General features: G+C 63.9%; 17 protein-coding genes and 1 tRNA gene. 8 read left to right on the top strand and 10 right to left on the bottom strand.

The annotated features are described in order from the left end of the window. Nucleotide 1 precedes the first annotated feature (1 nt). Nucleotides 2–277 (bottom strand): SemiSWEET transporter, encoded by a 276-nt coding sequence (locus KY495_RS08340; RefSeq protein ID WP_219883192.1) that lies wholly within the window; start codon nucleotides 275–277, stop codon nucleotides 2–4. Nucleotides 278–415: 138 nt separating this feature from the next. Further along, the gene (locus KY495_RS08345; RefSeq protein ID WP_219883193.1) at nucleotides 416–610 is read right to left on the bottom strand and encodes a cysteine-rich CWC family protein; all 195 of its coding nucleotides are present in this window, start codon (nucleotides 608–610) and stop codon (nucleotides 416–418) included. 145 nt (nucleotides 611–755) lie between these two features. Here KY495_RS08345 and argB point away from each other — a divergent pair, with 145 nt between their 5' ends. Next, entirely contained in the window at nucleotides 756–1,682 is a 927-nt protein-coding gene (gene argB / locus KY495_RS08350) for an acetylglutamate kinase (RefSeq protein ID WP_219883194.1), read from the top strand. A gap of 33 nt (nucleotides 1,683–1,715) precedes the next feature. Beyond that, nucleotides 1,716–1,790: transfer RNA gene (locus tag KY495_RS08355), tRNA-Thr, on the top strand. 16 nt (nucleotides 1,791–1,806) lie between these two features. Here the strand turns inward: KY495_RS08355 and KY495_RS08360 are convergent. Beyond that, a complete protein-coding gene (locus KY495_RS08360; protein ID WP_219883195.1) occupies nucleotides 1,807–2,694 on the bottom strand; it encodes a TraB/GumN family protein in 888 nt (295 codons plus the stop codon). A gap of 12 nt (nucleotides 2,695–2,706) precedes the next feature. Here KY495_RS08360 and KY495_RS08365 point away from each other — a divergent pair, with 12 nt between their 5' ends. The 3 genes from KY495_RS08365 to pabB are packed head-to-tail and all read left to right on the top strand — an operon-like array spanning nucleotide 2,707 to nucleotide 5,886. Next, entirely contained in the window at nucleotides 2,707–3,486 is a 780-nt protein-coding gene (locus KY495_RS08365) for a pyrimidine 5'-nucleotidase (protein WP_219883196.1), read from the top strand. A 1-nt stretch (nucleotide 3,487) separates the two neighbouring features. Then, a complete protein-coding gene (gene slmA, locus KY495_RS08370) occupies nucleotides 3,488–4,066 on the top strand; it encodes a nucleoid occlusion factor SlmA (protein ID WP_219883197.1) in 579 nt (192 codons plus the stop codon). Then, a complete protein-coding gene (gene pabB / locus KY495_RS08375; protein WP_229518543.1) occupies nucleotides 4,063–5,886 on the top strand; it encodes an aminodeoxychorismate synthase component I in 1,824 nt (607 codons plus the stop codon). The genes slmA and pabB overlap by 4 nt, the downstream gene beginning before the upstream one ends. Here the strand turns inward: pabB and KY495_RS08380 are convergent, their stop codons facing one another. Beyond that, nucleotides 5,887–7,029, bottom strand: a complete 1,143-nt coding sequence (locus KY495_RS08380; protein WP_219883198.1) for a triacylglycerol lipase — start codon at nucleotides 7,027–7,029, stop codon at nucleotides 5,887–5,889. It abuts the gene before it with no gap. Between the two features lie 5 nt (nucleotides 7,030–7,034). Next, complete coding sequence (locus KY495_RS08385) at nucleotides 7,035–7,625, bottom strand: glutathione peroxidase (protein ID WP_219883199.1); 591 nt, start codon at nucleotides 7,623–7,625, stop codon at nucleotides 7,035–7,037. A 185-nt stretch (nucleotides 7,626–7,810) separates the two neighbouring features. Between KY495_RS08385 and KY495_RS08390 the strand changes: the two genes are divergently transcribed. Next, nucleotides 7,811–9,139 (top strand): HD-GYP domain-containing protein, encoded by a 1,329-nt coding sequence (locus KY495_RS08390; RefSeq protein ID WP_219883200.1) that lies wholly within the window; start codon nucleotides 7,811–7,813, stop codon nucleotides 9,137–9,139. On the opposite strand, the gene KY495_RS08395 is transcribed toward KY495_RS08390, so the two are convergent. Beyond that, the gene (locus KY495_RS08395) at nucleotides 9,136–9,978 is read right to left on the bottom strand and encodes a PPK2 family polyphosphate kinase (RefSeq protein ID WP_219883201.1); all 843 of its coding nucleotides are present in this window, start codon (nucleotides 9,976–9,978) and stop codon (nucleotides 9,136–9,138) included. The genes KY495_RS08390 and KY495_RS08395 overlap by 4 nt on opposite strands. Beyond that, nucleotides 9,978–10,394, bottom strand: a complete 417-nt coding sequence (locus KY495_RS08400; RefSeq protein ID WP_219883202.1) for a CoA-binding protein — start codon at nucleotides 10,392–10,394, stop codon at nucleotides 9,978–9,980. The genes KY495_RS08395 and KY495_RS08400 overlap by 1 nt, the downstream gene beginning before the upstream one ends. Nucleotides 10,395–10,566: 172 nt before the next feature. On the opposite strand from KY495_RS08400, the gene KY495_RS08405 reads away from it, so the two are divergent. Then, complete coding sequence (locus KY495_RS08405; RefSeq protein ID WP_219883203.1) at nucleotides 10,567–11,217, top strand: PEP-CTERM sorting domain-containing protein; 651 nt, start codon at nucleotides 10,567–10,569, stop codon at nucleotides 11,215–11,217. Nucleotides 11,218–11,230: 13 nt separating this feature from the next. On the opposite strand, the gene KY495_RS08410 is transcribed toward KY495_RS08405, so the two are convergent. Then, a complete protein-coding gene (locus KY495_RS08410) occupies nucleotides 11,231–12,031 on the bottom strand; it encodes a DUF2726 domain-containing protein (protein WP_219883204.1) in 801 nt (266 codons plus the stop codon). A 111-nt stretch (nucleotides 12,032–12,142) separates the two neighbouring features. Beyond that, entirely contained in the window at nucleotides 12,143–12,700 is a 558-nt protein-coding gene (locus KY495_RS08415) for a M23 family metallopeptidase (RefSeq protein ID WP_219883205.1), read from the bottom strand. A gap of 151 nt (nucleotides 12,701–12,851) precedes the next feature. Here KY495_RS08415 and KY495_RS08420 point away from each other — a divergent pair, with 151 nt between their 5' ends. Further along, entirely contained in the window at nucleotides 12,852–13,697 is an 846-nt protein-coding gene (locus tag KY495_RS08420; RefSeq protein ID WP_219883206.1) for a CPBP family intramembrane glutamic endopeptidase, read from the top strand. Nucleotides 13,698–13,795: 98 nt separating this feature from the next. On the opposite strand, the gene KY495_RS08425 is transcribed toward KY495_RS08420, so the two are convergent. Continuing rightward, complete coding sequence (locus KY495_RS08425) at nucleotides 13,796–14,185, bottom strand: GFA family protein (RefSeq protein ID WP_219883207.1); 390 nt, start codon at nucleotides 14,183–14,185, stop codon at nucleotides 13,796–13,798. Nucleotides 14,186–14,443 lie beyond the last annotated feature (258 nt).

The following is a 14,443-nucleotide window of genomic DNA, read 5'->3' on the forward strand; positions in this document are numbered from 1 at the left end:
GCTAGCGAGTTGTGCGCGACTTTTCGAAGTACAGCTTCATGCCGAGCACCCCGGCGGCAAGCATCAGCGTGATGCTGTTGGCCACGACGACGGGCACCGAGTTTATGGCGATCCCGTAGGCAAGCCACAAGCCGACGCCAAACATGAAGATGGCGTACATGCCCACCGATAGGCCGGGCGCGCCACGCTGGCGCCAGACCATCAGGACCTGTGGAATGAAGGCACCCGTGGTGCACACGGCTGCTGCAAAACCAAGGTGTTCCGCGGTAAGGGGCATGCATGCTTTCTGCTCATTGAAGTCCTCCGATTATAAGTTAGCAGGCGGTGATCCCGGATATCGGTGTCGTACGAGTGGCCCATGGCGCCCTCCCCTGATGCATTGTCAGGGACTGTCCGGCTTGGACCACGATTTTCGTCAATCGCTCGCGGGCAGGACGGGGGAACTTTGCTGGGATGCGATATGCCGCGCCAGGCAGGCGGGGCACCAGCAGCTGGCGTCCACGCCCGGCACGGCCACCACGGGCGGCAGCGCCACGCACCAGCATGGGGCGTCGAGCCCGTCGGCCATGGCGCATCCGAAACTGGCGCCGCAGCGGCTGCAGGTACTCATGCGGAAGGCTCTTTCATAGGGGCAGTGGACAATTACGGCTCAGCCTAACGGAACGGGAATTAAAATACAACAAGTTGGCCCTATAATGGCCACAGGGTTCGCCCTGTTGCCTGTAAAATCTCGCAAAATTTTAATCGGACCTGCCATGACCGCTCCTTTGCCCAATTTGAAAATCGACTCGTCCGACGACCTCGCCTCGGTCTCCCCGCAGATCAAGGCGCAGATCCTGGCCGAAGCGTTGCCGTACATTCGTAATTTCCATGGCAAAACCATTGTCATCAAATACGGCGGCAACGCCATGACCGACGAGCGCCTCAAGCATGGCTTTGCGCGCGACGTCATCCTGCTCAAGCTGGTGGGCATGAACCCGGTGGTGGTGCACGGCGGCGGCCCGCAAATCGACAATGCGCTCAAAAAGATTGGCAAGCAAGGCAGTTTCGTGCAGGGCATGCGCATTACCGACGAAGAAACCATGGAAGTGGTGGAGTGGGTGCTGGGCGGCGAAGTGCAGCAGGATATCGTGATGCTGATTAACCACTACGGTGGCCAGGCCGTGGGCCTGACCGGCAAGGACGGCGGCCTGATCCGCGCGCGCAAGATGGCCATGCCGGACAAGGAAAATCCTGGCGAGTTCCTGGACATCGGCTTTGTCGGCGAAATCGATGCCATCAACCCCGCCGTGGTCAAGGCCCTGCAGGACGATGCGTTCATCCCGATCATTTCGCCGATCGGCTTCGGCCAGGATGGCCAGGCCTACAACATCAACGCCGACGTTGTCGCCGGCAAGATCGCGGAAATCCTGAAAGCGGAAAAGCTGATCATGATGACCAACATCGCCGGTGTACAGGACAAGAAGGGCAACCTCGTGACCGACCTGTCGGCCCGTGAAATCGATGAAATGTTTGCCGACGGTACCATCTCCGGCGGCATGCTGCCAAAGATCTCGTCCGCGCTCGATGCTGCCAAGTCGGGCGTGAACACGGTCCACATTATCGATGGGCGCATCGAACACTCTTTACTGCTCGAAGTCTTGACCGAACAGGCGTTTGGAACTATGATCCGCTCGCACTAAGTTTTTGTGGCAGCGCTCGCTGCCGCATCTGCCGCCCTTTTAGCTCAGTGGTAGAGCACTCCCTTGGTAAGGGAGAGGCCACGTGTTCAATCCACGTAAAGGGCACCAATCCCCCGCATGTGCCTCAATACACCCGCTCGACCTGCAGGCCGCGCGCGCGCAGCAGCGCCGGCACACTGCCATTGCCGACCAGATGCAATACACCGACGGCAGCCACTGCATTGTCGGTGCGCGCCAGGATTCCCGCCAGCTTGTCGGCCATCGCCACATTGCGTTCATCGAGCAACACTTTTTTCATGAAGCGGCCCGCCACGCTGGTGTCCTTGGCCGTACGTTCGGCAATCTTGTCAAAACCCTCCTGGTCGGCCGTGCGCCAAGCCTCGACGATCATGCGCACTTCCTCGCTTTGCTTGCCCGATTCGATCAGGGCCACGCTGTCTTCGAGCAGGCGCAGCTGTTCAGCTTCGGACAGGCGGCTGAACAGGCTCATCTGCGAGGCTGGTGTCTCCAGCGCCACGATCGGCACCTTGGCTGCCCGCGCCAGCTGCGCCAGGTGGCCATCGACGGACAGGTCGGCGCGGTAGCCAAGGCTGGCGTACTCGGCCATGGCCAGCACGGTGGCCACCAGCCAGGGCTTGAGCCGGGCGACGGCTTCAGGGTCGAGGCCGGCATTGCTGATGGCCTTGTCGATGCGGCGGCGCAGGGCCGGGGCGATCGGAGCCCCACTCTCGCCCGGTTGCTTCATCCCATGGGCTTGCATGGCCTGGGCAATGATGGCGGGGTCTTGCGCCGGATCGATTTCCAGCGCCAGCACCGAGGCCTTGCTGACGGCATCGGCAATGCGCGGCTCGAGCGGGTAGAATCCCGGCTGGCCGACGTGCATGGTGCCAAACAGATACATGGTGTGGCCGTTGGCGGCGACCTTGAACAGCGCGCCGCGGTCCGCGCCCCAGGCCGGTCCGGCCAGCAGGCAAAGCACGCTCAGGAACACCGTGATAATCTGACGTCGCATTCAATTTCCTTGATGAATTTTTCGCGTAAAGCCACTCCTGTGCCGAATAGTACCGCGTCCTCCCCGCTCTGGCTCTTTGATCTGGACAATACTTTGCACGATGCTTCCCATGCAATTTTTCCCACGATTAGCGCGAACATGAATGTATTTATCGCGCGCCTGCTCGGTGACGGGGTCACCCATGCGACGCGCGAACAGGTCGATGCGGCGCGCATCGGTTACTGGAAACGCTACGGCGCCACCCTGCTCGGCCTGGTCAAGCACCACCAGGTCAACGCCACCGAGTTCCTGCGCGACACCCACCACCTGGACGACCTGGCCAGCATGATGCGCTTTGAACGGGGAATCTCGCGCCTGCTCGCGCGTCTGCCGGGCCGCAAGATCCTGCTGACCAATGCGCCTACCCGTTATTCGAGCGACGTGATGCGGCACCTGGGCCTGCGCCGCCACTTCAGCCACCACATCGCCATTGAAAACATGCAGGTCCACGGCCAGCTGCGCCCCAAGCCGTCCAGCCTCATGCTGCGCCGGCTGCTGCGCAAGCATGGGGTGGCGGCCTCGCGCTGCATCCTGGTGGAAGACACGCTGGACAACCTGCGCAGCGCCAAGCGCGTGGGCATGCGCACGGTGTGGGTCACCCAGTACCTGCGCATGCTCGAAGCCAGTGGCAGCGCCGCCCTGCCGCGCATGCGAAAACGCCCCGCGTTCGTGGATGTCAAAGTAAAATCGCTACGCCAGCTGCCGGCCCGCCTGCACCGGCTGCGCACTTCCCCCACCCTACCAGCGAGATAACATGGCAAGCACCAAGCCGGGTCAGCGCAAACTGCAAATTCTCCAGGCCCTGGCCGCCATGCTGGAGCAGCCCAAGGGCGAGAAGATCACCACGGCGGCACTGGCCAGGCGGCTTGAGGTGTCCGAGGCTGCCCTGTACCGCCATTTCGCCAGCAAGGCCCAGATGTTCGAGGGCCTGATCGATTTTATCGAGTCCAGCGTGTTCGGCCTGATTAACCAGATCGCCGAACGCGAAGAGCGTGGCCTGGACCAGGTCACCGCCACGGTGCAGATGCTGCTCAGTTTTGCCGCCAACAATCCGGGCATGACGCGGGTGCTCACGGGCGACGCCCTGATCAACGAGGACGAGCGCCTGCAGCTGCGCATGAACCAGTTTTATGACAAGGTGGAGCTGGCGTGCAGGCAGTCGCTGCGCCTGGCCGTCACCCAGGGCCACGGCCAGGAAGCCGATGTGGCGGCGCGCGCCACGCTCCTGGTGAGCTATGTCACCGGGCGCTGGCACCGCTTTGCCCGCAGCGGCTTTCGCACCGGCCCGGCCGAAGGCAGCGCCCTGCACCTGTCGCTGATGCTGGCCGCGTGAACGCCCCGCTGCACGACTGCTTCGCGCTGCTGGACGACGCCAGCGCGGCTGATCCGCGCCACGCCCGTTCGCGCCTGTACAGCGGCCACGCCGGCACCCTGGCATGCCTTGATGCTGCCGGCTGGCCGCCACTGCTCGCCGCCATGCAGGACGCCTTGCAGCGCGGCCTGTTTGCCGTCCCCGTGCTGAGCTATGAACTGGGCAGCCACCTGATGGGCATTGACGCCCATCCCCTGCCCGGTCCACTGGCGCAGGTGCTGCTGTTCGAGCGCTGCACCCAGCTCGCGCCCGACGCGGTAGAGGCATGGCTGGCGAAACAAGCCGGCGCGCTTTGCGGCCCGGCCGGCATCGCCAATGTACGTGCCAACGTCGACCAGGCGCAGTTTGCACAGGCGCTTGGCGCCATCCACAACTACATCGAGGCTGGCCACACCTACCAGGTCAACTACACCTATCGCCTGCACTTTGACGCCTTTGGCTCGCCGTACGCGCTCTATGCCAGGCTGCGTGCCCGCCAGCCGGTGCCTTACGGCGCCCTGATCGGGCTGCCCAGCGGCGGCGCCATCCTGTCCCTTTCGCCGGAACTGTTCGTGCGCCACGCGCAGGGAGAGCTGGTGACGCGGCCGATGAAGGGCACGGCGCCGGCCAGCGATGACGATGCCGACAACGCGCGCCGCGCCGCGGCACTGGCAGCCGACGCCAAGAACCGGGCAGAAAACCTGATGATCGTGGACCTGTTGCGCAATGACCTGGGACGCGTCGCCACCACCGGCAGCGTGACGGTGCCAAACCTGTTCGACGTGCAACGCTACAGCAGCGTGCTGCAAATGACGTCCACGGTACGCGCCCGACTGCGCCCCGGCGCCGGGCTGGCCGAGATCTTCGCGGCGCTGTACCCGTGCGGCTCCATCACGGGTGCCCCCAAGCGCCGTACCATGGAAATCATCCGCGAACTCGAACCGGCCGCGCGCGGCGTCTACACCGGTGCCATTGGCTGGTTCGATCCGCCGGCCGGCCACGCGATGGGCGACTTTTGCCTGTCCGTGCCGATCCGCACACTGGCCCTGGGCCCGCAGCAGGACGGCGTGCGGCAGGGCGAAATGGGCGTGGGCGCCGGCATCGTGTTCGACAGCGACGCCGGCGAGGAGTATGCCGAGTGCCAGCTCAAGGCGCGCTTCCTCACCGGCCTGCCAAACGATTTCGAGCTGTTCGAGACCATGCAGCTGAACGGGCAGCGCTGCCCCATGCTGGCGCAGCACCTGGCGCGGCTGGCGTCGTCGGCACGCTACTTCGGCTTCGCCTGGAACCAGGATGCTGCCGCCGCTGCCATCGAGGCAGCGGCGTCCCAGCTGGCAGAGGGCACGCACCGCCTGCGCCTTGGCCTGCGCCAGGACGGCGCCGTCAGCGTCGCCATTTCCCCGCTGCTGGCGCTGGTGCAGCCGGTGGGACTCGTCGTGGCACAGGGCGCAACGAGCGCGGACGATCTGTTCTTGCGCCACAAGACCAGCATCCGTACGCGCTACGATGAGGCCTGGCGCGCGGCCGAAGCACAAGGCGCCTTTGACGCATTGTTTTTCAATGAACGCGGCGAGCTGACCGAGGGTGGGCGCAGCAATGTCTTTGTCAGGCTTGCGGGCCGCTGGTACACCCCGCCCCTTTCCTGCGGCGTGCTGCCTGGCGTGATGCGCGCGCACGTCCTGGCCGATCCCGCGTGGCAGGCGAGTGAACGCGTGATCACCGCCTCCATGCTGGCGCAGGCAGAGGAGCTGATGGTGTGTAATGCCCTGCGCGGCCCGCTCAAGGCGCGCCTTGTGGCCTGACTAGAGCCAGGCCAGCAGATGCGAACGCACCTGGGGTGAGGACAGCAGCTGCATATGGCCCGTATCGCACACTACCGCCTTGTCAAAACCGAAATCCGGGTCCTCGCCCAGCGCGCTGCGCAAGGGCACCAGGCCGTCGCCGGCCAGCAGCAGGTCCTTGAGGTCTCCGGGACAGCTGCCGAGGGTGGCGCCGATGGCATGGCATTGCACGCCACGCGGCGCCGGCAAGGATGTGTGATGCGGTGCGCCTGCAAACCGGTCGCCGCCGGCAAAGTCCTGGGCCAGCACACTGCCGTGGCGCAGGTCGGTGATGCCTTCGCTGCGCAGGCGCGCCAGCCGGGCAAACGGCGCACTGTAAGGCGAGCCTTCAGTCAGCATGCCTATCCAGTTGCCGCCCCGTTCCAGCGGCGCCCCATGGTGGGGCGTGCCCAGGAATACCAGTTTGCTGAGCAGGCCGCGCCAGCCATGGCCGGCAAGCTCGGCGTGATGACAGGCGCTGCGCGCCACCAGGCCGCCCATGCTGTGGGCGACGATGACGACTTCCCGCACCGGCATGGGCCAGGCATCGACCAGTTCCTGCAGTTGGCGCGCCAGTGCTGCGCCGTTGCGGGAAATATGCAGGCCGCTGTTGTATTCCAGGTAGACAGGACAATAGCCGCGCTCGGCCGCCAGGGTGGCGCCGTGGTCCACGCCATCGCGCAGCCACTGGCTGCCATTCATGCACAGGCCATGGGCCAGCACCACGATACGGTCAGACACGTCGCCCACCGGCCGCAGGTGCATGGAAATGGCCAGTGGATTGGCGGAGGCCGCCAGGCGATCTCCCAGCACGCCATTGAGCGCCGCCACCACCGCCGCCCGCCCCGGCCAGCCGGCATCGCCGCCCAACAGCGGCACCAGGCGCCGCGCCATGCCATCGACACCGCCACCGACGACGCGCGTGACCGATTTGACGCTGCGGTAGACCAGCGCTGTCACGCCCGCCACCGGGCGCACGGCCGGTCGCAGCACGGCCGCGCCCAGCGCCTTGTCCAGCACATTCATGTGCACCGCTTCCACCAGCTCGGTCACCCCGTGGACGGCTTCCAGCGCCAGGCGCGAGGCGCCCAGCAGGTCGGCGCCGAGGGAGGGCTTGACGGCCATCGGGCTCAGGACCCGAGTGCCTGTTCGATCCTGGCAACCAGCTGCTTGTCTTCAGGCGTGACCTTGCTGGGGAAATGCTCGATGACCTTGCCATTGCGGCCGATCAGGTACTTGGTGAAGTTCCACTTGGGCTCCTTGCCCGTGATGCGCGTGAGCTGGCTGTGCAGGGGATTGGCGCTGCTGCCGGTGACGGCGGACTTGGCGAACATGGGAAATTTCACGCCATAGGTGTTGTAGCAGAAATCAGCGATTTCCTTGGCATTGCCCGGCTCCTGTTTGCCGAAATCATTCGACGGAAAGCCCAGCACCACCAGGCCCTTGCCGCCATATTTGGCGTACAGCTTTTCCAGCCCTTCGTACTGGGACGTAAAGCCGCAGTAACTGGCGGTATTGACCACAAGTACAACCTTGCCCTGGTACTGGCACAGGTTTTGCGGCGCATCATCCTGCAGCCGCTTGAAGGTCTGGTTGAGCAAGGCCGGGCAAGTGGCCGGCGCAGCGCCGGTCGGGACGGCAGGAGCCTGGGCCCGGGCCGGCACGGTGGCAAACATGGCCGACACGCCCAAGGCGCAAACAAGTGCTGTTACGTTGGTCATCATTTTCCCGGACGCTAAAAATAGAGAATTCATTCTATGCCAATTTTCCAGGCAGCGCCCGGGACCGCAAAGGCTGTCCGCCCGGGGTTGTCAAAAGGCCGCATCCGATACACAAAACAGCTTGCTTAAAAAAATTCCGTACGGCAATATTCGTGGTCTTTACTATTCCATTGCGAAGGTCCACCATGCCGGCAGCGAGTCCCAGCACGACGGTCAACCAGCATTACTTGAGCAAGGTCATGGGGCTGGCCGAGGTCATGGATGTGGCCGCCAGCGAAGACATTCTGGACCTGCGCGGCATGAAGCTGGTGGCCAAGGGTGCCCGCCTGACCCGCGCGCAGCAGGACACGCTTGGCCAGCACCGCTTGCGCCAGCCGCTGGAATCGGTGCTGGTGGCGGAAGGCGCGGCTGATCCGGCCACCATTGTTGCCCACGCCACCCGCATTCTCGATACCAGTGCGCCGCTGCGGCGCATCATCGGCGCCGTGCGCGGCGGCGGCCCCACGCCGCTGGCCTTGCTTGGCGCAATGCGCCTGGGTCAGGCCATGCGCATGATGCTGACCCTGGTCGAGCGCGGCGGCCCCCATGCCCTCGACCACAGCATTACCGTCAGCCTGCTGTCGGTCTGCATGGCCAAGCAACTGAACCTGGCGCCGGACGGCCAGATGATTGCCGCCCTGGCCGGGCTCCTGCACGACATTGGCGAGCTGTATATTGACCCGGCCTACCTCAAGCCGGGCAAGCGCTTGCTGCCGCACGAGTGGTCGCACCTGGTCGTCCATCCCCTGATTGGCCAGGTGCTGATCGGCGACCTGGAATCCTACCCGGCGGCAGTGGGGCGGGCTGTGGCAGAGCATCACGAGCGCGCCGACGGCACCGGCTATCCGCGCCAGCTGCACGGCAGGGAGCTCAGTGCGGCTGGCCAGGCCGTGGCCGTGGCGGAAATGATTTCCGGCGTCTTGCAGAAAGACTTGCCGCTGGAACGGGCTGAACTGGCTCTGAAAATCGTGCCCGGCGAATACGCCCACGATCTCTTGTCCGCCGTGTCCGGCGCGCTGCGCAGCCAGGAACAGGGCAGCGCGCCGGCTGCTCCGGGCCCGGCCGGCGAGGGCGTTGACACCCTGGGGCGCCGCATAGCCTGCATCCTGGAGGCCGGCCGCGTTCTACAGCGCAGCAAGGCGCCCAAGTCTGCGCGCGCAACGCAATTGCTGGACCGCACCATGGACCGGGTGGCAACCATTGAACGGGCCTTTGTCAGCACCGGCCTGGACTTTTATGCCCGCCACAGCCACGGCCTGCCCGATCCGGACCGCAGCATGCTGTTTGAAAAAGATGTTGCGAGCCGCGAAATCCAGTGGCGCCTGCGCGATATTGCGCGCGACGTGGCCCTGCACTGCAGCGCCTCGGCCAGCGACATGGCGCTGTTCGCTTCGCTCATCTGCATGCTCGATGACGATACCAGTACGCCCGTGCCGGGCCTGCAGATTGGCGCGCAAAGCGCAGCGTCTGCCTAGGAAATGGTGAGCCGGGCCAGCTCCTGGTCCGGCGCCGGGTACGCCAGCTCGAGCGCGCCGAGAATCTCCAGCAGCAGCGTGGACACCAGCAGGTTGCGGTGGGTCTTGGCATCGGCCGGGATGATGTACCAGGGCGCATGCTCGGCGTCGGTGGCAACGATGGCCTCTTCGTAAGCCTGGCGATACTCGTCCCAGCGCTTGCGCTGCACAATGTCGTTTTCGTCGAACTTCCACTGCTTTTCCGGGTCCGCAAGGCGGGCCTGCAGCCGCTTGCGCTGCTCATCGCTGGAAATATGCAGGAACAGCTTGACGATCACGGTGCCCGTTTCAGCCAGCATGCGCTCGAAATCGCGGATGTGAGCCAGGCGGCGCCGGCACTCCGGCTCATCAATCTGATGCTGCACGCGCGGCACCAGCACATCTTCATAATGGCTGCGGTTGAAGACCGCGATCTCGCCGGCCACCGGCACCTGCTGATGCACGCGCCACAGGAAGTCGTGCGCCGCCTCCACGTCGTTGGGCGCCTTGAACTGCACCGCCCGCACGCCCATGGGATTGAGCCGGCTGTACAGCGAACGCACCAGCCCATCCTTGCCGGACGTGTCCATCCCCTGCAACACGATCAGTACCTTGCGCCGGCGCTGGGCAAACAGCATTTCCTGCAGCCGGGCGATCTGCTCGGTCAGCCCGGCCGTAGCGTCGCGCTCGGCCTGCTTGATGTCATGGCGCGAACGCTTGTCGCGCCCATCCCTGGCGCGCAGGGGCGTGCGTGCGGCATCGTCGTCGCGCAGGCGCAGCTGTGGGCCGGCCCGCAGGCGTTCGCGCAGCGGCGCCGGCATCAGCCCAGGGCCCTGTGTTCGATCTTCAGGCACTTGTCCATCACCACGTCAAGGCCTGCGGCCGCGGCCAGGTCGGCAGCCTCCTGGTTGACAATGCCGAGCTGCATCCACAGGCAGCGCGCGCCTGCCTCCACTGCGTCGCGGGCAATCGGCGCCATGGCGTCGGCACTGCGGAAGCAGTCCACGATATCAATGGCGGTCCCAGGCGTGAGCGAAGCAGCAGCTTCTTGCAGGGTTGCAAACACAGGCTCGCCGAGGATCTGTTGGCCCGCATAGCTAGGGTTGACGGGAAGGATACGGTAGCCATGCTGTTGTAAATATGCCGCAACGCCGTGACTGGCCCGCTCGGGCTTGGCAGAGAGGCCGACCACTGCAATGATCGAACTTTCCTTGAGAATTTCTTGAACTGTTTTCATAATGGGCGAGCAGGCAGAAGGGACTAAAAGATTAACAGATTCACCAGTGCGACCGGCGCGGGTTTGAAACTGCCACCTCCCCCTGGTTGACCTGTATCATTCCGCGTCGTTAGGTAATCATTAATATTGCTGTCGCATCTACTGCCGATCTTCCACCGAAAGGATTTCCCCCATGTTTGCACTCCGCTCCCTGCGGCCACTTCTTGTGGCCGCCTCTCTCCTCTGCACCCCGCTGAGCCAGGCGCAGGTATCGGCCCAGACCGGCTCGGTCTATCTGGAAGCGGAATGGGGCAATCATGTGGGCTATGAACTCGACGGTCCCACCACCTGGATGCACGGTGTCGATGGCATCATGTATGGCAGCGACCACGTGTCGCGCGCTAACGATGGCGTCAACCTGTTCTTCGAGCGTGGCGACCAGCGCTGGCTGCTGCAATTCGTGGCGCCGGCCTTCGATCCGGCCAGTGGGGAGGCACCTGGCAATCCTTTGCGGGTGGGCCGGTACGACAATGTCATGGGAGACTGGCGCTTTGCCCCGAAGCACGCCGGCATGCTCATTTCCAGCCCCATGGGCGAAGTCTGGGACTGGTCAGGCTGGTTTAATGTGCGCGAAATTGCCTATGCCGACAATGGCGATCTGGCCCGTTTTGCCGTGGACTTTCGCCAGTACGATACGCTGGACCAGACCGGTCCCGCACTGATTGGCTCGCTGCGCTATAACAGCACGATCGGCATTCACGATGTGCCGGAACCGGGCAGCGTCGCGCTGGTGCTGCTGGGCCTGGGGTTGACTGCCTGGTCGGTGCGGCGCCGCCGCGCCTGACGCAAGCGCTACCCTAGCGGTCGGCGAAAACGTCGTTCCAGCTCGGCTTTTCCGGCAGCTTGGTCAGGAAAGCCGCGTTGGCCTGTTCGATCTCGTTGATTTCATGCAGCACTTCCTTGGGAAAGCCGGCCCGCTTGCTGGCGCGGGTCTGCATCGATAGCGAGGTCAGGTAGTCTTCCAGATGGTTGGGTTCTTTGCAGAACATGCGGATGCGTTCCCAGACGTGCGGGTAGGCCGCCTTGGTGTGGCCGTGCGGCGCCAGCGCATCGAGCGCTTCCGGGGTGAGCGAGGTCGGGCGCGCGAACAGGATTTCGCTGTGCGGTCCCGCGAAGTCGGAATTGGGCGCTGCCATCATGGTTGCCGGGTCGGCATCGTTTTTCTTGACCGGGCCGGGCAGCACCACCGAGCCAAACAGGCGCATCATCTGTTCGCTGGTCGGGAGCTTTTGCTTGTCCCAGCAAAAATGCTTGATTCCTGCCCCCTTGAGCAGCTGGGCATTCGAGCCAGGACTCTGGTCGACCACGCCACCGGTCTTCAGTTCGATCACGCAGATGAGCGACAGGCGCGCATCGAATACCGCGTAATCGACCTTGCGGCCCACCAGGTATTCTTTTTCCGAGCGGCGCTGCTTGGTGTCGGTGCTGATCGGCGTCATCAGGGCGCGCAATTCCACATCCGGGAACACATAGCATTTGGGGAGCGCACGGCGCAGGCGGCCGTAGAACGCTTTCTGTTCGCTTCTGAAAAATGGCTTCTTGGTGAAGGCCGGTACGACTTCAGAGGCGGTGCTTTTCTTTAACAGACGCGACAACATGGCGGTGGCATTTACAAGAGGAACGGGTTGCTAGTGTCTAATTTCTTTGCAATGAACACAAGATAAAAATGATAAAAGACGCCACAGCCGTTGTGTAAATGTAAAACATGGTCACGGATTGGCGCGCGGGCTACGCTTGTCCGCGCTGCCTGCTCTGGCCTGGGCCCCGGCCAGCAAGGGGAATGGATTGATGGCCCCTCCGGCTCCATAGACGCCATAGTGCAGGTGCGGCGGCGTGCTGGCGGCATTGCCCGTATTGCCCACATAGCCCAGCAGCGACCCGGCCTGCACGCGCTGCCCGGGCTTGATGTCGGCAATGCGGTCGAGGTGGGCGTAGTAATGGCGCTGGTTGCCCGGCCCCATGACCCACACCACCTTGCCGCCCAGATTGGTTTCCTCGATGCGCAGGATGATGCCCTCCACGGAGGCGCGGACCGGCGTGCCCCGTGCCGCAAAGATGTCGATGCCTTCATGGCGGCGGCTGGACGTCCGGAACGCTTGCCAGGTATCGCGCAATTGGCGCACCTCAACTCCCTCGACAGGCATGTTCAACGATGACGGAAGCGGCATGGACGCCAGGCGAAATCCGTACAGGGCCAGGCTCAGCCACGGGTAGGCGGCATAAGCCAGGGCGCAAAACAGGATCAGCACAACAAGACGTCGGAACATGAGGCGGCATATCAGGAGGAAAAAGATGCAGTCTACCCTCGATCAACAAAATATACATAAGCACTTATGTATTGTGATAGCATGTGTCTGAGGCGCTTGGGATGATTCCCTTGCCGCTGGCAACAAGCCCACATCTCACTACAGGTGCCACATGACCGCTGTACTTAACCCCGCCGCCGTCAAACCCGGCCTGCGCACGCGCCTCATGGCGCATCCTTTCATCCAGGCCGTCCTGGGCATCGTGCTCACCTTTGCTGCCGTTCCCCTGACCATGATCACCGTGTCCGTGCTCGTGGAAAAGCCGTATCGCGTGGTATGGCCACAGCTGCTGGCGGCGGTGCTGGTCTGGTTTGGCTACCGCTTCTACGTGCGCCGCATCGAAAAGCGGGAGCCTGTGGAACTTGCCACGCGGGGCATGGGGCGGGAACTGGGCGCGGGTCTGCTGATGGGCTCGGCGCTGGTCAGCGTGACCTTCGCCCTGCTCTGGATGCTTGGCGCCTACCGGTTTGACGGCATGAACCCACTGTCAGGCGCGCTGCTGCTGCCGCTGGCCGAACTGCTGCTGGTGGGGCTGGCGGAAGAGCTGATGTTCCGCGGCGTCATCTTTGGCGTGGCGCACCGTGCACTGGGCACCAGGTGGGCAATCGTGATCTCGTCGGCAATCTTTGCCCTGGGCCACCTGCCCAATGAGGGCGTGTCGATGCTTGCCGTGGCCGCCCTGGTTGCCTACGGCGTGCTGCAGGCTGCCCTGTACCTCAACACCCGCCGTTTGTGGGTCTGCATCGGCACGCACATCGCATGGAACTACTGTGTGGGCCAGGTGTTTTCGTCGGTCGTGTCGGGCCACGCCAGTGATGCAGGCTTGCTGCGCGGCCAGTTCATGGGCGACGCTCTGCTGACAGGCGGTGCATTCGGCGTGGAAGGCTCTCTGGTGACGGTTCTGCTCATTGCATGCGTGGCGGCATGGGTCCTGCACAGCCGCCGCCCCAGGGCTTGACGGCCCATGTCTTCCCGGGGCGACGGCCCGCGACGCCTATCACTATCCTTTTACTGTTGAGAAATTGCGCCACGGCCCGGATTCGGGCGGCGTAGGCGTCAAGCATAGTGCTCTGCGTCCGGCGGTGGCTGCACCCAGCCATGCTTGCGCTCTTCATAGACTGAGACGGCCGGCGCCGGAAACGTGGGGTCGGCGAAGGCGCCTACCGGTATCATGATGAATTCTTCCAGACCCTCGGCCTGATAGAAGACCGTGGCGCCGCAACGGGGACAGAAGTGAAACGTCGCGCTTGATCCCGAGTCGCCGGCAATGGCAAACGTGGTCGCGGTGCCGGACGTCGCGACATCTTTGCGGGCAAACCGTGCCTGCTGTGCGAACGGGCCGCCTGTGCGGCGCTGACAATTGAGGCAGTGGCAAATCGACACGCGAACCGGCTCGCCGTCCACCTGCGCCGTCAGCTGACCACAGCTGCAAGAGGCAATGCGCATATATGCTCCTGAATCGAAGAGGGTAACGCGCACATGATATCCCGGCAGACGACCTCCATCGAAGGGGCCGGAGCTGAAGCGCCGCTTGCTGAACCGCCCGCACTCGCGGCACGTTCCTTCGGCAAGTTTTCCTTCTCACGCCTCGCCTGCACCGGATGCCACTGTGGTGTTTTCGGCATTCTTGCCACAGCCTTTGTGCTGATTCTTTGCCCCACTTGCAGAAACAGGACGAACCGCCGTGATCGGCCCTCAGCCCTG

The sequence above is a fragment of the Massilia sp. PAMC28688 genome (assembly GCF_019443445.1).
Classification (GTDB): domain Bacteria; phylum Pseudomonadota; class Gammaproteobacteria; order Burkholderiales; family Burkholderiaceae_D; genus Telluria_A.

Excerpts from the sequence above, each read along its gene's own strand:
- KY495_RS08340 (WP_219883192.1), bottom strand. The coding sequence starts at position 277 with ATGCCCCTTACCGCGGAACACCTTGGTTTTGCAGCAGCCGTGTGCACC.
- KY495_RS08345 (WP_219883193.1), bottom strand. The coding sequence starts at position 610 with ATGAGTACCTGCAGCCGCTGCGGCGCCAGTTTCGGATGCGCCATGGCC.
- argB (WP_219883194.1), top strand. The coding sequence starts at position 756 with ATGACCGCTCCTTTGCCCAATTTGAAAATCGACTCGTCCGACGACCTC.
- KY495_RS08360 (WP_219883195.1), bottom strand. The coding sequence starts at position 2,694 with ATGCGACGTCAGATTATCACGGTGTTCCTGAGCGTGCTTTGCCTGCTG.
- KY495_RS08365 (WP_219883196.1), top strand. The coding sequence starts at position 2,707 with ATGAATTTTTCGCGTAAAGCCACTCCTGTGCCGAATAGTACCGCGTCC.
- slmA (WP_219883197.1), top strand. The coding sequence starts at position 3,488 with ATGGCAAGCACCAAGCCGGGTCAGCGCAAACTGCAAATTCTCCAGGCC.
- KY495_RS08380 (WP_219883198.1), bottom strand. The coding sequence starts at position 7,029 with ATGGCCGTCAAGCCCTCCCTCGGCGCCGACCTGCTGGGCGCCTCGCGC.
- KY495_RS08385 (WP_219883199.1), bottom strand. The coding sequence starts at position 7,625 with ATGACCAACGTAACAGCACTTGTTTGCGCCTTGGGCGTGTCGGCCATG.
- KY495_RS08390 (WP_219883200.1), top strand. The coding sequence starts at position 7,811 with ATGCCGGCAGCGAGTCCCAGCACGACGGTCAACCAGCATTACTTGAGC.
- KY495_RS08395 (WP_219883201.1), bottom strand. The coding sequence starts at position 9,978 with ATGCCGGCGCCGCTGCGCGAACGCCTGCGGGCCGGCCCACAGCTGCGC.
- KY495_RS08400 (WP_219883202.1), bottom strand. The coding sequence starts at position 10,394 with ATGAAAACAGTTCAAGAAATTCTCAAGGAAAGTTCGATCATTGCAGTG.
- KY495_RS08405 (WP_219883203.1), top strand. The coding sequence starts at position 10,567 with ATGTTTGCACTCCGCTCCCTGCGGCCACTTCTTGTGGCCGCCTCTCTC.
- KY495_RS08410 (WP_219883204.1), bottom strand. The coding sequence starts at position 12,031 with ATGTTGTCGCGTCTGTTAAAGAAAAGCACCGCCTCTGAAGTCGTACCG.
- KY495_RS08415 (WP_219883205.1), bottom strand. The coding sequence starts at position 12,700 with ATGTTCCGACGTCTTGTTGTGCTGATCCTGTTTTGCGCCCTGGCTTAT.
- KY495_RS08420 (WP_219883206.1), top strand. The coding sequence starts at position 12,852 with ATGACCGCTGTACTTAACCCCGCCGCCGTCAAACCCGGCCTGCGCACG.
- KY495_RS08425 (WP_219883207.1), bottom strand. The coding sequence starts at position 14,185 with ATGCGCATTGCCTCTTGCAGCTGTGGTCAGCTGACGGCGCAGGTGGAC.